Genomic DNA, 17,343 nt, shown 5'->3' on the forward strand with positions numbered 1-17,343 from the left:
ATGAACAGCTCGAGCGACTCCGCCGTCGCCGTCTACCTGGACTTCGACAACATCGTCATCTCGCGGTACGACCAGGTGCACGGCAAGCAGTCCTTCTGGCGCGACCGCGACGCCGGCTTCGACGACGCCAGGCTCAAGGCGGCCGAGGTCGACGTCCACGCGATCCTCGACTACGCCTCCTCCTTCGGGCGGCTCGCACTGACGCGCGCCTACGCCGACTGGTCGATGCCGGTGAACACCCGCTACAAGAAGCAGCTCGTCGACCGCGCCATCGACCTCATCCAGCTCTTCCCCGCGTCGGGCTCGAAGAACGGCGCCGACATCCGGCTCGCCGTCGACGCGCTCGAGGACATGGCACGGATGCCGCAGGTCGGCACGGTCGTGCTGGCCGCGGGCGACTCCGACTACATCCCGCTGGCCCAGCGCCTGAAGCGGATGGGGCGCTACGTCGTGGCCGTCGGCGTCGCGGGCGCCACCAGCCGTTCGCTGGCCGCCGCGTGCGACGAGCTGCTCACGTACGACAGCCTGCCGGGTCTCTCGCAGGGCTCAGACGAGGTCGAGGAGACCGCGCCCCCGGCGAAGAAGGCCGCGAAGAAGACGGCCAGGAAGTCCACGAAGGCGGCTCCCGAGGCCGATCCCGAGCCCGCTCAAACGCCCGCCGTCGCGCTCAAGCCGATCTTCGTGGCCGCCGCCCCCGACTCCGACGACGAGCAGGACGACGAGCGCGCGCTGGCGCGCCAGGCCACCCGCCTGCTGCTGCGGGCGATGCGCCTGCTGGGCGAGAAGGACTCGGACGACGAGTGGGTCCACTCGGGGACCGTGAAGAGCCAGATGAAGCGCATGGACTCCTCGTTCAACGAGAAGGACCTGGGATTCAAGTCGTTCACGGACTTCCTCAAGTCGCGCAAGTCCGCTGTCGAGGTCGACGAGTCCGGCCAGACGCGCAAGGTTCGGCTGCGACCCGGCCACTGAGATTGGCCCCGCGTGGGACTTATGCCCTAGACTGGACACGTTGCATGGCATGACTCAGCAGATTGATGGTCGAGCCTCTCTTCGAGGCTTATCGGTTTTCTCTTTGGTTGGTAGTGACGCGTGACATCCAGCCGCACGCGACTCACGAGTGCGCACAACTCCCAAGGAGACAACATGGCTACCGGAACTGTGAAGTGGTTCAACGCTGAGAAGGGCTTCGGCTTCATCGCCCCCGACGACGGCGGCGAGGACCTGTTCGCGCACTTCAGCGAGATCCAGGGCAACGGCTACCGTTCGCTCGAGGACAACCAGAAGGTCGAGTTCGAGGTGACGCAGGGCCAGAAGGGCCTGCAGGCCGCCAAGATCCGCGCGATCTGAGCTTTCGCAACGCGAGAACTCCCCGGAAAGCCCCCGCCACTGGCGGGGGCTTTCCCCTTTTCCGGGTCTCCCTGCTAGACGCGGAGGCGGTCACCGTCGCGCCCGACGGCGGCGCCGAGGGCCGCGAGCCGCTGCTCGACGTCGGGGTCGTTGTGGTGACTGAGGTGCACCGCAACGACCTGCGTCGCCGCGTCCACCACGCCGGCCGACCGCAACGCGTCGACCGCGTCCGCGAAGGTCGCGAGTCCCAGGTGCCGCTCCCCCGCCAGGTCGAGCCGGTCGCCGAACGTCTGCTCCAGCAGCACCACGTCGAGCCGCCGCGCCCCGATCGCCTCCAAGGCGCCGGGCGCCCACGGCCCCGTGTCGCAGCCGTAGAGCAGGCTGCCGGCGGCGTCGACGCGGAAGAGCACGGCCTCCCCGAGGGCCTCGTGAGCCGCCGGGACCACCGTGATCCGGAACGGTCCTGCCTCCACCGTGTCGCCCGCCGTCACCTCGACGAGCCGCACCGCGGTCTGGCCGGGAGCGAGCCAGTCGCGGCACCGCGCGATCGCGGGCGCCGGTCCGAAGACCGTGAGTGGCCGCTCGCTGACCCAGCCGCGGTGCAGCAGGAACGCCGGGTCGAGGTGGTCGGAGTGCGCGTGCGACACGAGCACCGTGTCGACATCGACGAGGTCGACTCCGGCGCGCAGGGCCTGCCGCGCGGCCTCGGGACCGGGATCGATCCAGAGCCGCCCGTCGACGAGCACGCTGGTGGGCGTCCGGAGCTCGCCGCGCTCGCCCATCGTCGTGCACGAGGCGCAGCGGCAGAACGGCGACGGCCACCCGTCGGCCGAGCCGGTGCCCAGCAGCAGGACCTCCACGGGCTCAGTCGTGCGCCGGCGCCTCGCCGCGGAGGCCGGGCGAGCACATGACCTTCTCGGGCGTGATCGCGATGACGACGCGGCGCGGGTTCTCCTTCGGCTGGCGGTAGCGCTGCGCGTAGAGCTGCTCGGCCAGGGTGATCGACTCGCGGTCGCGCAGGATCTCGGCGGTGCCGGCGATGCTCAGCCACTGCGGTCCGGCCACCTGGGCCACGGTGGCGCGCGGGTCTCGCTCGACGTTGCGCACCTTCTGGCTGCCGTCCATCGTGGTGATCCGCACGATGCCCTCGTGCACGGTGAAGCCCACCGCGACGACGTGGATCCGTCCGCCGGGTCCGATCGTGGACAGGGTCGCGAGGTGGCGATCGGTCAGGAAGTCGCCCTCGGGCAGCCAGACGTCGGTCATGGGTCCATCATCGCGGGCGGGCGCCCGTGCTCCCGCTCGGGTGCCGGATCGTAGGGTGAAGGACGTGTCGACCCCGAACCCCGCCGCGCCCCTCGAGCTCGCCCACGGTCCTGCCTGGCCGAACCGCTGGACGCTCGCTCCCCTGACGAACAAGCAGAGCCACGCCGACGGCACTCTGTCGGACGACGAGTACGAGTGGCTCGTCGCGCGGGCCCGCGGTGGCTTCGGCCTCGTGATGACCTGCGCCGCCTACGTCTCGCCCGAGGGCCAGGCCTGGAAGGGGCAGCTCGGCATCAGCGACGACCGGCACGACGCGGGCCTGCGACGGCTCGCCGACGGCATCCGCGAGCTCGGTGCCGTCTCCTCGATCCAACTGCACCACGGCGGCATGCGCGCGGACGCGTCGATCTCGGGCCACCCGCTCGTCGCGCCGTGGGACGACCCCGACCGCGGCGTCCACGCGCTCTCGACGAGCGACGTCCAGCGCGTCATCGACGACTTCGTGGCCGCCGCCGTCCGCGCCGAGAAGGCCGGGTTCGATGGCGTGGAGATCCACGGCGCCCACGGGTACGTGCTGTGCCAGTTCCTCGACGCGCGCAAGAACCACCGCACCGACGGGTACGGCGGCTCGCTCGAGGGTCGCAGCCGACCGCTGCGCGAGGTCCTGAGCGGGATCCGCGCCGCCACCGGCGCGGACTTCCAGGTGGGCGTCCGGGTCTCACCGGAGGGCTACGGCATCACGGTCGCCGACTCGCGTGCCCTCGTCGAGCAGATCCTCGCGTCGGGCGACGCCGACTACGTCGACCTGTCGCTGTGGGACGTCGCGAAGGAGCCGCGCGACACCGCGGTGGACGGCCTGCTGATCGACCAGTACGTCGATCTGCCGCGTCACGGCACTCGCCTCGGCGTGGCCGGGAAGATCCTGGCGGCCCAGGACGCCGATTGGTGCCTCGAGCGCGGGGCCGACTTCGTCACCGTGGGCACGGCGGCGATCATCCACCACGACCTCCCCCGACTCGTCGCCTCGACGCCCGGGTTCGTCAGCGAGCCGCAGCCCTTCAGCCGCAGCCGCCTCGAGCAGGAGCACCTCGGCCGCGACTTCATCGACTATCTCGCCGACGGCTGGGACGACTTCGTCGCCTGATCCCGGGAACGACACCCGGGAACGACTCAGGGCCACCCCGTGCGGGGTGGCCCTGTCGCGTTGACTCATGAGGGCTGGTGGAGCTGCCGGGAATCGAACCCGGGTCCTATGACGCTGAACCAAGACTTCTCCGGGTGCAGTTCGTCTGGCGCTTTTCTCGGCCCCGGTGCTCGGACGAACGCGTCACCGACAGGCTCAGTAGCGGAGAAGTCCCGATCTGACCTCGCTACGCGGTCAGACCAGCAAGTCCTCTAGATGAGATGGACGATCCGGGACGAGGACGCTCCCGGGTCCACCCTTCGCAGGTCGCTGTCAGGCAGCGAGGGCGAAGTCAGTGCGCTTGGAATCGGCACTTATGGGTTTGCAACGATCGTTTGAGAGATGACGTTGCCTTCTCTACCCGCTTCTCTTGGATCGAACGACCACAGTCGAAACCGATCAGCCCCTCTGAAATTGTCAATGCACCCATTCTAACCGGCTGCCGGTGCGAATTGTTCCCGTCGGGCTCGCGAGCGGTCAGTCGACGGGGCCGACGAGGTCGGCGCCGTTGTGCCACAGCACCGAGCGCATCCAGTCGTCGCCGAGGCCGAGGCGGTCGAGGGCCTCGACCTGGTGCGCGTAGGGGTACGGGATGTTCGGGAAGTCGCTCCCGAAGACGATCCGGTCCTGCAGCGCCAACAGCCGCTTCGGGTCCACCGGCGGCGGGGCGTCGAAGAAGTCGACGAAGGTCATCGTCGTGTCCAGCCGCACGTTCGGGTACTGCTCGGCAAGGTCGCAGAACGCATCGACCTCGGGCATGCCGAGGTGGGCGATGACGAGCGGCAGCCGCGGGAAGCGCTCCAGCACGGCGGCCACGCCGCGCGGGCCCGTGTGCGGACCGGGCGCCGGCCCGGAGCCGGCGTGCAGCACGATCGGGACCTGCGCCTCCTCGAGCGCCGCCCAGACGGGGTCGAGCAACGGGTCGTCGGCGGCGAACTCCCCCACCTGCAGGTGGGCCTTGAAGATCCGCACGCCCGACGCGAGGGCGGCCGGGACGTACTCGGCCGCCTCGGGCTCGGGGAAGAACGTGGCCGACGGCACCGAGTCGGGCACCCGCTGGGCGAACCCGGCGAGCCACTCGTTCATGAACGGGGCGATGCCCGGCTTGTGCGCGTAGGACAGCGCGGTGAAACGCCTCACGCCGAGCGAGCGCAGCGTCTCGACGCGCTCCTCGTCGCTCGTGCGGTAGTGGATCGGCCACGCGCGGCCCAGCTTCGGGCCGGCGGAGTCGAAGTACGCCCAGACCTTCGCCAGCACCTGCGGCGCCATGAAGTGCACGTGGACGTCGACGATCCCCGGCACGCCCAGCCGCTCGAGGTACGCGGCGAGGTCGGCGTCCTGCCAGGTCATATGCCCTTGAGCCGGCGACCGACCTCGCGCTCGGCGTCGCGGGACGCCTGGCGCTCGGCGATGGCGTGGCGCTTGTCGAAGGCCTTCTTGCCGCGGGCGAGGGCGATCTCGACCTTGGCGCGGCCGTCCTTGAAGTACAGGCTCAGCGGGATGATCGTGAGGCCCTTGGACTGCGTGCGGTGCTCGATGCGCTCGATCTCGTGCCGGTTGAGCAGCAGCTTGCGGCGACGGCGCGTCTCGTGGTTGGTCCACGTGCCGTTGTCGTACTGCGGGATGTGCACCTGCAGCAGCCAGGCCTCGCCGCGGTCGATCTCACCGAACCCGTCGACGAGGGAGGCCCGGCCCTGGCGCAGCGACTTGACCTCCGTGCCGGTCAGCACCAGACCCGCCTCGAAGGTGTCCTCGATGTGATAGTCGTGCCGCGCCTTCTTGTTCTGCGCAATCAGCTTGCGACCGGTCTCCTTGGCCATTCGACCATTGTGTCAGGTCGGGCGAGCGTCAGCTGGGGGCGACCGGACGCTCAGAGCCAGTTCATCGGGTTCGTCGTCGACCCGTTGACCAGCACCATGAAGTGCAGGTGGCAGCCCGTGGAGTAGCCGGTGGAGCCGACGTAGCCGATGACCTCGCCACGCTTGACCTTCGCGCCACTGCTGCGGGCGAACCGCGACAGGTGGTTGTAGGTCGTGATGACGCTCTTTCCGCGCTTGACGCCGTTGTTGAGGATGACGCGGTTGCCGTAGCCGCCGTTGTAGTACTGCGACACGATCGTGCCGCCGGCGGCCGCGCGGATCGGGACGCCGCAGCCGACGCCGAAGTCGGTGCCGTCGTGCAGCTTGTAGACGCCGGTGATCGGGTGACGACGCATGCCGTAGGGCGAGGTGATCGGGCCGTTGACCGGGCGGCTCAGGGCGCCACCGGAGTCGCCGGTGGTGCCACCGCCGTCGCCGCCGCCTCCACCGCCGCCGCCCTTCTTCTCCCTCTCCTTGCGGGCGCGCTCGGCGGCCTCGAGCTCCTTGCGGACGATCTCGGCCATCTGGCTCTCGAGGCGACGACGGTCGGCCTCGAGCTCGGCCTGGAGGGCCAGGTCCTCGGCGAGGGTCGCGTCGGCGGTGCGCTTGGCACCGGCCCGAGCGGTGACCAGCTTCGCCACGGAGGCGGCCTGCGCCTCGGCCTGGGCGGTCAGCTCCTGCATCTGCACGACGACGGCCTCGGCCTGCTGCTTCTGCTTCGCCACCTGGTCGCGGAGCTCCTCGACCTTGTCGCGCTCGATGCCGAGCATGACCTCGGAGGCCGCGAGCTCCTGCATGACGGCGATCTGGGCGTCGCCGATCGAGGTCTTGGCGCTCATCTGCTCGGAGAACAGTCCGGGGTCGGAGCCACGGAGGAGGTCGCCGAAGGCCTTCAGCCCGGCGTCGCCGGCCATGACGGACTCGACGGCGAAGGACTCCACGGCGCCGCGCGACTGACGCAGCTCCTTCTCGGCCCGCTCGAGGCGGGCCTCGGCGGCGGAGAGCTCGGCCTCTGCCTTGTCCAGGGCGGCGCGCAGGCGCGCGTCCTCGGCCTGGGCGACCGCGAGCCGGCCGCGCGTCTGCCCCAGCTGGGACTGCGCGTTGGCGAGCTTCGTGTTGGCGTTGATGAAGGCGAGCTTCGCGTCGCGGGCGGCCTTCGTGGACTCCTGGACCTCGTTCTTGGCGTCCTTGAGGCGCTTGTTGTTCTCGCGCTGCTCGCGCTTGACGTCGTCCTTCTCGTCACCGAAGGTGGGCGCGCTGAATCCGGCCACCAGCAGGGCGCTGAGGGCGAGGGCGAGCAGCGGCTTGCGCAATCTCGTCATGTGCCTCGAATCCGGGGAAGTGTCCGTCAGGACGGAATCGTGCGATGTGACTCGAGTGACTCTACGCCTCAGGTTGAGGGTTTGGTGGGCGCTCCGCGCCGCGCGTGTCGCCGCCGGACCTCAGACGTCGAGGTACTTGCGGGTCATCACGAACGTCGGCACGAGCGCGAGGAGCAGGGCGAGGACCGTGGTCATGCCCATGACCAGGAACGCGTCCTCCCAGCGCACCCACGTGGTGATCCGGCCGAGCGTGTCGCGCAGGTAGCCGTAGACGACGAAGTGCATGAACGCCGCGAGGCCACCCGCCGCGAGGGCCGCCGAGATGAACGCCGCGACGAGCGACTCGAGGACGAACGGCGCCTGGATGTGCCAGCTGGAGGCGCCGACGAGCCGCATGATGCCGATCTCGCGGCGCCGCGCGAAGGCCGTCATCCGGATCGTGTTGGAGACCTGCAGGATCGCCGCGATGATCAGCAGGCCCGCTGTCGCGAGCGCCGCCCACTGCATCTTGTCGAGCATCTCGAACAGCGGCCCGAGCAGGTCGCGGAGCGAGTTGACGTTGCCCACGCCGTCCATGCCCGAGACCTCGCTGACGACGCCGTCGAACTGCTGTGGGTCCTTCAGCGTGACGAAGTACGACTCGGGGAACGAGTCGACGCCGAGGGTCTCGAGCTGCTTGCGGCCCGTGTCGGTCTGGCCGAGGAGCTCACGCGCCTGGGCGTAGTTCTCCTGAGGGCTGCGGACGGTGAAGTCGCGCACCTCGGGGTTGTCGGTGAGGGCGTCCTGGACGGCCTGCTTCTGCTCGTCGGTGGCCGCACCGCCGACGCACGTGGCCGCCGGGGAGTTCTTGGTGCACAGGTTCACCTGCAGCTGCAGGCGGTCGCCGAAGTACTGCTCGGTGCGCTCGGCCTGGGCCTGGATCAGCAGGCCGAGGGAGGCCAGCAGCAGCGACACGCTCATCGTGACGATTAGCGAGATCGTCATGGAGGTGTTGCGGGTCAGGCTGGCGCGCAGCTCGTTGAGGATCGCTCGCATGGGTCTCAGTTCTCGTAGCCGTAGATGCCGCGGGCCTCGTCGCGCACGACGCGCCCCTCGTCGAGCTCGATGACGCGCTTGCGCATCTGGTCGACGATCGAGGAGTCGTGGGTGGCCATCAGGACGGTGGTGTCCTCGCGGTTGATCCGGTCGAGCAGCTTCATGATGCCGACGCTGGTGCTGGGATCGAGGTTGCCGGTGGGCTCGTCGGCGATGAGGATCATCGGCCGGTTGACGTAGGCCCGCGCGATGGCGACGCGCTGCTGCTCGCCACCGGAGAGCTCGTCGGGCCGGCGGTGGCCCTTGCCGTCGAGGCCGACCAGGTCGAGGGTCTCGGGGACGAGGCGCTTGATCTCCTCGCGCGGCTTGCCGATGACCTCGAGCGCGTACGCGACGTTCTCGAACACGGTCTTGTTCGGCAGCAGCCGGAAGTCCTGGAAGACGGTGCCCAGCTGACGGCGCAGCTTCGGCACCTTCCAGCTGGAGAGCTTGTTGATCTCCTTGCCCGCGACGTAGACGTGGCCCGAGGTCGGACGGGCCTCACGCAGGATCAGGCGCAGGAAGGTCGACTTGCCGGAGCCGGAGGCGCCCACGAGGAAGACGAACTCGCCCTTCGTGATCTCCAGGTCGAGCCGGTCGAGGGCGGCGCGCTTCTGGCCGGGGTAGGTCTTGGTGACCTTGTCGAAGCGAATCACCCGATTGAGTGTAGGTGTGTGACCTGAGGAAACCCGGCAGCCGCCGGGCCCGTTTCCCGTGAGGAGTGCCTCACTGCGGATGCGCCCTCGAACGCGGGGCAGGGCCGTCCGAGGGGCGTTCCTCCGGCGCGACCTGCCGTGGTCGCGGCGGCTAGGGTGAGAGCGAGTCAGCACGCCGGGAGTTCACATGAGTCTGCATGCAGTCGAGGCCGCCGCCTCGATGCTCTCGGCTCGGGGCACCGACCTGGAGGAGCTCGTCCGCGAGGCCGGACGAATCCGCGACGAGGGCCTCTCCCGCGCCGGCCGGCCCGGCGTCATCACGTGGTCGCGCAAGGTGTTCGTGCCCGTCACCACGCTGTGCCGCGACCGCTGCCACTACTGCGTCTTCGTCGACACCCCCGCCAAGCTCGAGCGCAAGGGCATCGCACCGTACCTCTCCGAGGACCACGTGCTCGCGATCGCCCACCAAGGAGCGGCGCTCGGCTGCAAGGAGGCGCTGCTGACCCTCGGCGACCGTCCCGAGGACCGCTGGGACGTCGCGCGCGAGTGGCTCGACGCGCACGGCTTCGCGTCCACGCTCGACTACGTCGGCCACCTGGCCCGGCGGATCACCGCCGAGACGGGCCTGCTGGCGCACCTCAACCCCGGCGTCATGACCGCCGAGGAGCTGCGGGTCCTGCGCCCCACCGCCCCGTCGATGGGGATGATGCTCGAGACCACCAGTCACCGGCTGTTCGCCGAGCCCGGCCAGGCGCACTTCGGCTCCCCCGACAAGGACCCGGCGCTGCGGCTTCAGGTGCTCGAGGACGCCGGCCGCCAGCGCATTCCGTTCACCACCGGCATCCTCGTGGGGATCGGCGAGACGGTCGAGGAGCGCTTCGACTCGATCCTCGCGCTGCGCGACCTGTCGGACCGCCACGGCAACGTGCAGGAGGTGATCGTGCAGAACTTCCGCGCCAAGCCCGCCACCGCGATGCAGGGCGTCGCCGACGCCGAGACCGATGCCTACATCGCCGCCGTCGCCACCGCGCGCATCGTGCTGGGCCCCGACGCCCGCATCCAGGCGCCTCCGAACCTCTCCGACCCCGCCGAGCTCTCCCTCCTCGTCGCGGCCGGCATCGACGACTGGGGCGGCGTCAGCCCGCTCACCGCCGACCACGTGAACCCCGAGCGCCCGTGGCCCCAGGTCGACCAGCTGGCCGAGCTCACCCGCGCCGCCGGGTTCGAGCTGCGCGAGCGCCTCACCGTGCACCCGCACTACATCCGCGACCGCGACACGTGGATCGACCCCGCGCTGCACGACGCCGTGCTCGCGCTCGCCGACGACGACGGCCTGGCCCGGGGAAGCGCTGGCAGTGACGTTCCCGGGGCGGAATCGGCCGAGACGCCCCGCAGACGTCACGCCCAGCGGGTGCGGATCGAGGACGACCCGGCCGGGCTCTCCGACGACGAGTACGTCCGGCTGATGACCTCCACCGGGCGCGACCTCGATCGGCTCGCCGGGCTGGCCGACGAGCTGCGGCGCTCGGTCGCCGGGGCCACCGTCTCGCTGGTGCAGAACCGCAACCTCGGCTCCGACCGGGTCACCGACCCCGACCTCGTCGCGCAGGTCGCGGCCGACGCCGCCGACCTCGGGGCCACCGAGCTGTGCATCCAGGGCACCGCGCCGGCCGGCACGCCGGACGACGTCTACGAGCAGATGCTGCGCGCCGCCCGCTCCGCCGCGCCGGGCCTGCACCTGCACGCCTTCCGCCCTGCCGACGTCATCGACGGCGCGCGCCGTACGGGCCGCACGGTGGCCGAGCAGTACGCCGCGCTGGCCGCCGCCGGCGTCGACACCGTGCCCGGCACGGGCGTGAAGGTCCTCGACGAGGAGCACCGCGCCCGGCACTTCCCCGCCGACCTGCCGGTCGACGACTGGGAGCAGGCGATCCGCGCGGCCCACGGGCTCGGCCTCCGGTCCACCTCGGTGCTGTTCTACGGTCACGGCGAGTCGCCCCTGCAGCGCGTGCGCCACCTGCGCCGCCTCCGCGCGATCCAGTCCGACACCGGGGGCTTCAACGAGCTCGTGCCGATGGCCTTCCCCGGCGGCGACCACGACGACGACCAGCACCGCGCCGTGCACGCCGTGGCCCGGCTCCTGCTGCACGGCAGCATCAGCCACGTGCAGGCCGCCTGGACGCGTCTGGGCGTCGACGGCGCCACGCTCGTCCTGCGTTCGGGCGCCGACGACCTCGGCGGCACCCTGTACGACGGCCGGGTCCTGCCCGAGGACGGTGTCGAGTTCGGCCACGAGCTCACCGTCGAGGCCGCCGAGCGCATCGCCCGCTCCCTCGGCCGCCAGCTGCGCCTGCGCACCACCACCTACGGCGTCGCGCGATGACCCGCGTCCGCGTCGCGGTCGTCGGCGCCGGCTTCGCCGGGGTCGCCATGGCCCGCCGTCTCGCCGCAGCAGGCGAGTCGTTCGTCGTGCTCGAACGACGTCCGGGCATCGGCGGCACGTGGCACGACAACCGCTACCCCGGCGTCGCCTGCGACGTGCCCGCGCACCTGTACGGCTACTCCGACATCGCCCACCCGGGCTTCAGCCGGGTGTTCGCGCCCGGGGCCGAGATCCGCGAGTACCTCGAGGACGCCGCCGCTCCCGTCGCCGACCGCATCATGCTGTCCACGCGGCTCGACGACGCGCGGTGGGACGGCACCCACTGGCAGCTCGCCACCTCGCGTGGCGCGCTCGAGGCCGAGGTCCTCGTGATGGCTGCGGGCCGACTCACCGAGCCCCGCCTGCCCGACGTGCCGGGCACCTTCGACGGCCCCGTCGTGCACACGGCGCGCTGGGACGACGAGCTCGACCTCGAGGGCCTGCGGGTCGCCGTCGTCGGCACCGGCGCCTCCGGCGTCCAAGTGGTCCCCGAGCTCGCGCGGCGTGCCGAGTCCGTCGTGGTGCTGCAGCGCAGCGCGCCGTACATCCTGCCCAAGGGCGACCGGGCCTACGCCGACGCCGAGATCACCCTGTTCGAGCAGCAGCCCGAGCGGCTCGCCGACCTGCGTGGCGCGCTCATGCGCGAGACCGAGGAGGTCTTCGACCAGCGCGCCGGGGACGGCCGGGCCGAGGCGCGCGCCCGGGCCCTCGGCCACCTCGCCGACCAGGTGCCCGACCCCGTCCTGCGTGCGGCATTGACGCCCGAGCACGAGTTCGGCTGCAAGCGCGTCCTGTTCAGCGACGACTACTTCGCCGCCCTGCGGCTCCCCCACGTGCGGCTCGTCCCCGGCGCCCTCACCGGCTATGAGCCCGGTGCCGTGCTGGCGGCCGACGGCTCGCGCCACGAGGTCGACGTCGTCGTCGCGGCCACGGGGTTCCACAGCACGCGCCAGCCCTACGCCGAGCTCGTCACCGGGCGCGACGGGATCTCGCTCGACCAGTACTGGTCACAGGGCATGCGCGCCTACGCCTCCACCGCGGTGCATGGCTTCCCCAACCTGTTCGTGCTCGACGGCCCCAACGCCACGCTCGCCCACAACTCGGCCGTGCTGATGATCGAGGCCCAGGCCGACTACGCCATGTCCGCGATCCCGTGGACCGCGCACGGCCCGCTCGAGGTGTCGGTGGAGGCCGAGCAGGCCTACATCGACGAGATCCAGGGGCGCAGCGGCGTGTGGACCTCGGGCTGCAGCAACTGGTACGTCGACGAGCAGTCGGGCCGCCAGGTGCTGCTGTGGCCGGGCAAGGCCCAGGAGTTCCGCGACCGCTTCGGGTACTTCGAGCCCGAGCCGTTCGGGCTGGCGCACCTCGACCCTTCGGAGTCCGCGGGTGCCTGACCGGCGGCGTGCCTGGACGGTCGTGATCCCGGTGAAGCCCCCGCACCTGGGCAAGTCCCGTCTCGACCTGCCCGGGATCGACCGGGTCGAGCTCGCCCGCGCGATCGCCCTCGACACGATCGAGGCGGCCGCCGAGGTCGCCCGGGTCGTCGTCGTCACGGCCGACCCGTTGATCGGCGCTCCCGGCGTGGAGGTCGTACTGGAGCCTGAGCCGCGCGGCATCGCCGCCGCCGTCACCGACGGCCTGGCGGTCGCAGCCCACGGACGTCGGGCCGTGCTGCTCGGCGACCTGCCGGGCCTGCGTCCCGACGACCTCGCGCTCGCGCTGGAGCTGGCCGAGGACGTCCGGCTCGGAGCCGTGCCCGACGAGGAGCGTCAGGGCACCACGCTGGTCAGCGCGCGCGAGGGCGACCTGCCGGCCGCGTTCGGGCCGGGGTCGTGGCAGCGCCACCGCGAGGCCGGCTTCGTCGAGCTGCCCGTCCCCGTCTCGTCCACGATGCGCCGTGACGTCGACCGGGCCGACCACCTCGTCGGCCCCCTCGGCCCGCGCACCTCGGCAGTGCTGCGGCGCGTGGTCTGAGGGTCAGTTCCTGCTGAAGACGGGGCCCGTGCCCTCGGGCACCAGCCGGCCACCGTCCACGGTGAGCGCCGCGGGCAGCTCGGCCGGCGGGTCCTCGTCGTCACCGCAGTGGACCACCCCGCGCTCGTCGGGCGTCAGCAGCACCTGGCCTCCGCGCAGGTCCCAGCGACCGGGCATCTCCGAGCACGTGTCGGTGATGACGTAGGTGTCGTCGTCCAGGAGCGTGAGGATGAGCCGGCGGCCGGTCTCGGGCACCGGCTGGGAGACCCAGGCACCCAGCACGGGCAGCGTGTCCTCGGGCTCACCGACGCCCGCCGACGAGGTCTGCGCGGGGTAGCCCTCGGGCGTCTCGCCCGCACAGCCGGCCAGCACGAGGACCGCCAGGACGAGGGCCGACAGGGTGCGCATGGCCACAAGGTAGACCCGGCCCGCGCCGCGGTCAGCACCTCTGAGGGATGGATTTCAGGCTGGAATGCGAGCATCCTTCACAGCAGTCGCTCTGGCCCCTCAGTCCTTCGTGAAGGTCGGCCCGACGCCCTGAGGAACGAGCTGGTCGCCGTCCACCGTGAGGGCCGGCGGCAGCTCCACCGGCGCGCCCACGTCCTCGCCGCACTGGGTCCCGCCGTCGTCGGGCGTCAGCACGACCTCGCCTCCCGTCAGCTCCCAGCGCCCGGTCAGCTCGAGGCATTCGTTCTCGGCGACGTAGGTGTTGTCGTCGGAGAGCGTGAGGATGACGGTCTGGCCCGACTCGAGCGGCTCGGACGTCCAGCGGCCCAGCACGGGCAGCGTGTCCTCCGGCCGCTCCTCCCCCGGCGAGGTGCCCGGGTCCGATGCGGGGTCGGAGCCGTCCGAGCACCCGGTCAGCAGGGCGAGCGCGAGCAGGAGTGCAGCGAGGAGGCGCATGCGCCCACGCTAGCGACCGCCCTGAGACTGGTCGATGCGCGCGGTGGGCGGTGAGTCCTCAACCCTTCCCGCTTGGGGGCGGTGGGTGGTCAACCGCTCAGGGGGTCCATTCGGTTGACAGCTCACCGCCTCTCTGCGGGAGGGGTTGAGGACTCACCGCCACCCCGGCGCGTCAGGGGCGGAGGGCGGCGCGGGCGAGGGTGGCGGACCTCTCGGGGTCGGTCATCCAGAGCGGCTCGACGCGCACGTCCCAGCCCTCGGCCTCGAGCCCGGGGGCGAGCGCGGCATCCTCCTCGGCCACGAGCCAGGTGTCGAGCACGCCGCCCTCGGCGCGGCGTCCGTAGTGGCGCGCCACGGCGTCGGCCGCGGTCTTCACGCCGATCGCGGCGAGGCAGGCGTCGGCCATCCCGCGCACGACCTTGCCGCCGATGATCGGCGAGACGCCCACGACCCGGCGCGCGCGGCCCAGCGCCTCGCGCACGCCCGGCACCGCGAGGATCGGGCCGATCGACACGACGGGGTTCGACGGCGCGAGCACGACGACGTCGGCCTCCTCGATCGCCTCGACCACCCCGGGCGCGGGACGGGCGTCGGCGATCCCGGGGCTCTCGAACGCGGTCGCCCGCAGGGAGGCCCGGTGCCGCGTCCACCACTCCTGGAAGTGCATCCGGGTGCCGTCCTCGACGACCACGTGGGTGTCGACCTCGGTGTCGGTCATGGGCAGCAGCCGCACGCCGATCGGCCACCGCGCGCCCAGCCGCTCGGCGACCTGCGACGGAGCCAGCCCGTCGCGCAGCCAACCCGTGCGAGCCAGGTGGGTGCCGAGGTCGAGGTCGCCGAGGGTGAACCACGGCCAGCCGGCGCCCCATGCCTGGAGCTCGGCGCTGACGCGTTCGCTCTCCCCCGCCCGGCCCCAGCCGCGCTCGGTGTCGTTCACGCCGGCCAGCGCGTAGAGGATCGAGTCGATGTCGGGCTGCAGGCGCACGCCGGAGAGCCACAGGTCGTCGCCCGTGTTGACCACGACCGTGATCTCGTCGGCGTCCTCGACCGCGTCGCGCAGGCCCTTGACGAAGCGGGCGCCGCCGACCCCGCCGGCCAGCACGGTGACGCGCATCAGCCGCCCGTCCGGAAGAGGTCGTCCTCGAGCGGACGCAGGATGCTGCGTGCTCCCGGCAGGTCGAGATCGCCCACGAGGTCGGATCGACCGCGCACGACCGCGACCGGCACGTGTCCGTCCTTGGGCTTGACCAGCTCGGCCGCCGAGCACAGCTCGTCGCCGACGCACGGCAGGGTGACGGCCAGCGGCCGGCCGTCGGCGTCACGGTCGGGCCGCTCGAACAGCCGCACCGCGGCCGCGCCGATCGCGACGTCGGTCTGACCCAGCCGCCACGGTCGGCCCAGGGTGTCCGAGACCAGCACGCCGACGTACGCCTCGCGCCGCAGGTCCTCGGCGAGGGCCCGCGCCGAGGCGTCGGGGTCCTCGGGCAGCAGCAGCACCTGACCCTCGGGCACGTTGCTCGCGTCGATGCCCGCGGCGGCCGCGACGATGCCGAGGCGGTTCTCGACGATCCGCACCGGACCCCGCTCGGCCACGACGCGCACCGTCTCGGCGGCGATCGCGGCCTCGCGGTCAGCCGCGGGGACGAAGCGCCCCTCGGCCTTGCTGACGACCTTCGAGGTCACCACGACGATGTCGCCGTCCTGCAGCTCCGCGTGCTCGCGGATCAGGGCGGCGAGGTCGTCGCCGGGACGGATCTCGGGCAGCCCGGAGATCCCGAGGACGGTCAGCATCGGGACGGTCAGGCCGCGGTGGACTGGTTCCGGCGCCAGCGGATGCCGGCCTCGATGAAGTCGTCGATCTCGCCGTCGAGGACCGCCTGGGTGTTGCCGGTCTCGTACTCGGTGCGCAGGTCCTTGACCAGCTGGTACGGGTTGAGCACGTAGTTGCGCATCTGGTCGCCCCAGGACGCCTGCACGTCTCCGCGGAGCTCGTCGAGGTGGGCGCGCTCCTCGGCCTTCTTCAGCGCGAGCAGCTTCGCCTTGAGGATCACCATCGCGCTGGCCTTGTTCTGCAGCTGGCTCTTCTCGTTCTGGCAGCTGACGACCACGCCGGTGGGGATGTGGGTCAGGCGCACCGCCGAGTCGGTGGTGTTGACGCTCTGGCCGCCGGGGCCGCTGGAGCGGTAGACGTCGACGCGCACCTCGTCCTCGGGAATCTCGATGTTGTCGGTCTCCTCGAGCACCGGGACGACCTCGACCGCGGCGAACGAGGTCTGGCGGCGGCCCTGGTTGTCGAACGGGCTGATGCGCACGAGGCGGTGGGTGCCGGCCTCGACCGACAGCGTGCCGTAGGCGTAGGGAGCGCGGATCGCGAAGGTCGTGGACTTGAGCCCCGCCTCCTCGGCGTAGCTGGTGTCGTAGATCTCGACCGGGTACTTGTGGCGCTCGGACCAGCGGATGTACATGCGCTGGAGCATCTCGGCGAAGTCCGCGGCGTCGACGCCGCCGGCGCCGGAGCGGATCGTCACGAGGGCCTCGCGCTCGTCGTACTCGCCCGAGAGCAGCGTGCGCACCTCGAGGCTGTCGATGGAGTTGGCCAGGCGGTTGACCTCGGCCTCGGCCTCGGCGAGGGAGTCGGCGTCGCCCTCCTCGGCACCGAGCTCGAGCAGGACCTCGACGTCCTCGAGCCGCTGGCGCAGGTTGGAGACGCGCTCGCTCTCGGCCTGGAGGGCCGACAGCCGTCCGGTGACGCGCTGGGCGTTGGCCTGGTCGTCCCAGAGGTCGGGGGCGCCCACCTGCTCCTGGAGGTCGGCGATCTCGGCCTCCATCTTGGGCAGGTCGAGCACGCGCTCGATCGACGTCAGCGTCGCGCCGAGCTGTTTGATCCGGTCGTTCAGGTCCGTGGTGGCCACCTGTCGAGGTTACCGCTGCGGGCGAAGCACGGTGTCCTCGACCGCCGTCGCGGGCCGTCGTTCCAGAAACCGTCGGTATCTTCAGTGATTCACGTCACATGGGCCGGGGGTGACCGGCATGATCATCGACCGAGGGAGTCGATCACCGAATCGGAGACGCCATGACGAACGAGCGCATCGCCGCCACTGCTGCGGGCGGCGAGCTGGGATTCCTCGCCTTCGGGCTCGTGCCGCACGCCGAGACACTCGGACCGCTGGGGAGTCTCGTGCTGCTCGTCGTCTCGGCGGCGGTCACCGCCGTGGCCGCCCGACTGGTGATCGCCGCATGCGGGGCGGACGATCCGTGGCGCGAGGTGGCACTGGAGCCCACGTGGGACCTGTCACTCGCCGACCTGTCCGCCTGACACGCCAGCGGCGGG

19 protein-coding genes and 1 other RNA gene are annotated in these 17,343 nt (G+C 71.5%); 7 read left to right on the forward strand and 13 right to left on the reverse strand.

The window, feature by feature from the left end; all coding sequences use genetic code 11:
* Both BJ975_RS11590 and BJ975_RS11595 read left to right on the forward strand, forming a co-directional pair.
* Entirely contained in the window at positions 1 to 972 is a 972-nt protein-coding gene (locus BJ975_RS11590) for an NYN domain-containing protein (RefSeq protein ID WP_179426046.1), read from the forward strand.
* 174 nt (positions 973 to 1,146) lie between these two features.
* A complete protein-coding gene (locus tag BJ975_RS11595) occupies positions 1,147 to 1,350 on the forward strand; it encodes a cold-shock protein (protein WP_179426048.1) in 204 nt (67 codons plus the stop codon).
* A gap of 74 nt (positions 1,351 to 1,424) precedes the next feature.
* Here the strand turns inward: BJ975_RS11595 and BJ975_RS11600 are convergent, their stop codons facing one another.
* Together BJ975_RS11600 and BJ975_RS11605 are read right to left on the reverse strand one after the other, a co-directional pair.
* Entirely contained in the window at positions 1,425 to 2,210 is a 786-nt protein-coding gene (locus BJ975_RS11600) for an MBL fold metallo-hydrolase (RefSeq protein ID WP_179426050.1), read from the reverse strand.
* 4 nt (positions 2,211 to 2,214) lie between these two features.
* Positions 2,215 to 2,616 (reverse strand): pyridoxamine 5'-phosphate oxidase family protein, encoded by a 402-nt coding sequence (locus BJ975_RS11605; protein WP_179426052.1) that lies wholly within the window; start codon positions 2,614 to 2,616, stop codon positions 2,215 to 2,217.
* Positions 2,617 to 2,680: 64 nt separating this feature from the next.
* On the opposite strand from BJ975_RS11605, the gene BJ975_RS11610 reads away from it, so the two are divergent.
* Complete coding sequence (locus tag BJ975_RS11610) at positions 2,681 to 3,760, forward strand: NADH:flavin oxidoreductase (RefSeq protein ID WP_317628333.1); 1,080 nt, start codon at positions 2,681 to 2,683, stop codon at positions 3,758 to 3,760.
* A gap of 75 nt (positions 3,761 to 3,835) precedes the next feature.
* Here the strand turns inward: BJ975_RS11610 and ssrA are convergent.
* The 6 genes from ssrA to ftsE all read right to left on the reverse strand — a co-directional run bounded on the left by ssrA (position 3,836) and on the right by ftsE (position 8,710).
* Positions 3,836 to 4,206: a transfer-messenger RNA gene (gene ssrA, locus BJ975_RS11615) on the reverse strand.
* Positions 4,207 to 4,276: 70 nt separating this feature from the next.
* The gene (locus BJ975_RS11620; protein WP_179426056.1) at positions 4,277 to 5,149 is read right to left on the reverse strand and encodes an amidohydrolase family protein; all 873 of its coding nucleotides are present in this window, start codon (positions 5,147 to 5,149) and stop codon (positions 4,277 to 4,279) included.
* Positions 5,146 to 5,619, reverse strand: coding sequence for an SsrA-binding protein SmpB (gene smpB, locus BJ975_RS11625; protein ID WP_179426062.1), 474 nt, complete (start codon positions 5,617 to 5,619; stop codon positions 5,146 to 5,148). The genes BJ975_RS11620 and smpB overlap by 4 nt, the downstream gene beginning before the upstream one ends.
* Positions 5,620 to 5,669: 50 nt before the next feature.
* Positions 5,670 to 6,980, reverse strand: coding sequence for a M23 family metallopeptidase (locus BJ975_RS11630; protein WP_179426064.1), 1,311 nt, complete (start codon positions 6,978 to 6,980; stop codon positions 5,670 to 5,672).
* A 120-nt stretch (positions 6,981 to 7,100) separates the two neighbouring features.
* Positions 7,101 to 8,015, reverse strand: a complete 915-nt coding sequence (gene ftsX / locus BJ975_RS11635) for a permease-like cell division protein FtsX (protein ID WP_179426066.1) — start codon at positions 8,013 to 8,015, stop codon at positions 7,101 to 7,103.
* A 5-nt stretch (positions 8,016 to 8,020) separates the two neighbouring features.
* Positions 8,021 to 8,710: a cell division ATP-binding protein FtsE gene (ftsE, locus tag BJ975_RS11640; protein WP_179426068.1), complete on the reverse strand. Its 690-nt coding sequence runs from the start codon at positions 8,708 to 8,710 to the stop codon at positions 8,021 to 8,023.
* Between the two features lie 187 nt (positions 8,711 to 8,897).
* Between ftsE and cofG the strand changes: the two genes are divergently transcribed.
* The 3 genes from cofG to BJ975_RS11655 are packed head-to-tail and all read left to right on the forward strand — an operon-like array spanning position 8,898 to position 13,109.
* Entirely contained in the window at positions 8,898 to 11,093 is a 2,196-nt protein-coding gene (gene cofG / locus BJ975_RS11645) for a 7,8-didemethyl-8-hydroxy-5-deazariboflavin synthase CofG (RefSeq protein ID WP_179426070.1), read from the forward strand.
* Positions 11,090 to 12,529: a flavin-containing monooxygenase gene (locus BJ975_RS11650; protein WP_179426072.1), complete on the forward strand. Its 1,440-nt coding sequence runs from the start codon at positions 11,090 to 11,092 to the stop codon at positions 12,527 to 12,529. Before cofG ends, BJ975_RS11650 begins: the two co-directional genes overlap by 4 nt.
* A complete protein-coding gene (locus BJ975_RS11655) occupies positions 12,522 to 13,109 on the forward strand; it encodes an NTP transferase domain-containing protein (protein WP_179426074.1) in 588 nt (195 codons plus the stop codon). The genes BJ975_RS11650 and BJ975_RS11655 overlap by 8 nt, the downstream gene beginning before the upstream one ends.
* A gap of 3 nt (positions 13,110 to 13,112) precedes the next feature.
* On the opposite strand, the gene BJ975_RS11660 is transcribed toward BJ975_RS11655, so the two are convergent.
* The 5 genes from BJ975_RS11660 to prfB all read right to left on the reverse strand — a co-directional run bounded on the left by BJ975_RS11660 (position 13,113) and on the right by prfB (position 16,924).
* Positions 13,113 to 13,517, reverse strand: a complete 405-nt coding sequence (locus BJ975_RS11660; RefSeq protein ID WP_179426076.1) for a hypothetical protein — start codon at positions 13,515 to 13,517, stop codon at positions 13,113 to 13,115.
* Between the two features lie 99 nt (positions 13,518 to 13,616).
* The gene (locus BJ975_RS11665; protein WP_179426077.1) at positions 13,617 to 14,012 is read right to left on the reverse strand and encodes a hypothetical protein; all 396 of its coding nucleotides are present in this window, start codon (positions 14,010 to 14,012) and stop codon (positions 13,617 to 13,619) included.
* A 172-nt stretch (positions 14,013 to 14,184) separates the two neighbouring features.
* On the reverse strand, positions 14,185 to 15,126 hold the full coding sequence (gene cofD / locus BJ975_RS11670; RefSeq protein WP_179426078.1) for a 2-phospho-L-lactate transferase: 942 nt from the start codon (positions 15,124 to 15,126) through the stop codon (positions 14,185 to 14,187).
* Positions 15,126 to 15,803 carry a coenzyme F420-0:L-glutamate ligase gene (cofE, locus tag BJ975_RS11675; RefSeq protein ID WP_179426079.1) on the reverse strand — a complete coding sequence of 226 codons (678 nt, stop codon included), beginning with the start codon at positions 15,801 to 15,803 and terminating at the stop codon, positions 15,126 to 15,128. The genes cofD and cofE overlap by 1 nt, the downstream gene beginning before the upstream one ends.
* 8 nt (positions 15,804 to 15,811) lie before the next feature.
* A complete protein-coding gene (gene prfB / locus BJ975_RS11680; RefSeq protein ID WP_179426080.1) occupies positions 15,812 to 16,924 on the reverse strand; it encodes a peptide chain release factor 2 in 1,113 nt (370 codons plus the stop codon).
* 161 nt (positions 16,925 to 17,085) lie between these two features.
* On the opposite strand from prfB, the gene BJ975_RS11685 reads away from it, so the two are divergent.
* Positions 17,086 to 17,328, forward strand: a complete 243-nt coding sequence (locus tag BJ975_RS11685; RefSeq protein WP_179426081.1) for a hypothetical protein — start codon at positions 17,086 to 17,088, stop codon at positions 17,326 to 17,328.
* Positions 17,329 to 17,343: the final 15 nt, after the last annotated feature.

It is taken from the genome of Aeromicrobium tamlense (assembly GCF_013408555.1).
GTDB classification, from domain to species: Bacteria; Actinomycetota; Actinomycetes; order Propionibacteriales; family Nocardioidaceae; genus Aeromicrobium; species Aeromicrobium tamlense.

Bases quoted from the DNA above. Each gene is read 5' to 3' on its own strand.
- BJ975_RS11590 (WP_179426046.1), top strand. From the start codon at position 1: ATGAACAGCTCGAGCGACTCCGCCGTCGCCGTCTACCTGGACTTCGAC.
- BJ975_RS11595 (WP_179426048.1), top strand. From the start codon at position 1,147: ATGGCTACCGGAACTGTGAAGTGGTTCAACGCTGAGAAGGGCTTCGGC.
- BJ975_RS11605 (WP_179426052.1), bottom strand. From the start codon at position 2,616: ATGACCGACGTCTGGCTGCCCGAGGGCGACTTCCTGACCGATCGCCAC.
- BJ975_RS11620 (WP_179426056.1), bottom strand. From the start codon at position 5,149: ATGACCTGGCAGGACGCCGACCTCGCCGCGTACCTCGAGCGGCTGGGC.
- smpB (WP_179426062.1), bottom strand. From the start codon at position 5,619: ATGGCCAAGGAGACCGGTCGCAAGCTGATTGCGCAGAACAAGAAGGCG.
- BJ975_RS11630 (WP_179426064.1), bottom strand. From the start codon at position 6,980: ATGACGAGATTGCGCAAGCCGCTGCTCGCCCTCGCCCTCAGCGCCCTG.
- ftsX (WP_179426066.1), bottom strand. From the start codon at position 8,015: ATGCGAGCGATCCTCAACGAGCTGCGCGCCAGCCTGACCCGCAACACC.
- cofG (WP_179426070.1), top strand. From the start codon at position 8,898: ATGAGTCTGCATGCAGTCGAGGCCGCCGCCTCGATGCTCTCGGCTCGG.
- BJ975_RS11650 (WP_179426072.1), top strand. From the start codon at position 11,090: ATGACCCGCGTCCGCGTCGCGGTCGTCGGCGCCGGCTTCGCCGGGGTC.
- BJ975_RS11660 (WP_179426076.1), bottom strand. From the start codon at position 13,517: ATGCGCACCCTGTCGGCCCTCGTCCTGGCGGTCCTCGTGCTGGCCGGC.
- BJ975_RS11665 (WP_179426077.1), bottom strand. From the start codon at position 14,012: ATGCGCCTCCTCGCTGCACTCCTGCTCGCGCTCGCCCTGCTGACCGGG.
- cofD (WP_179426078.1), bottom strand. From the start codon at position 15,126: ATGCGCGTCACCGTGCTGGCCGGCGGGGTCGGCGGCGCCCGCTTCGTC.
- cofE (WP_179426079.1), bottom strand. From the start codon at position 15,803: ATGCTGACCGTCCTCGGGATCTCCGGGCTGCCCGAGATCCGTCCCGGC.
- BJ975_RS11685 (WP_179426081.1), top strand. From the start codon at position 17,086: ATGACGAACGAGCGCATCGCCGCCACTGCTGCGGGCGGCGAGCTGGGA.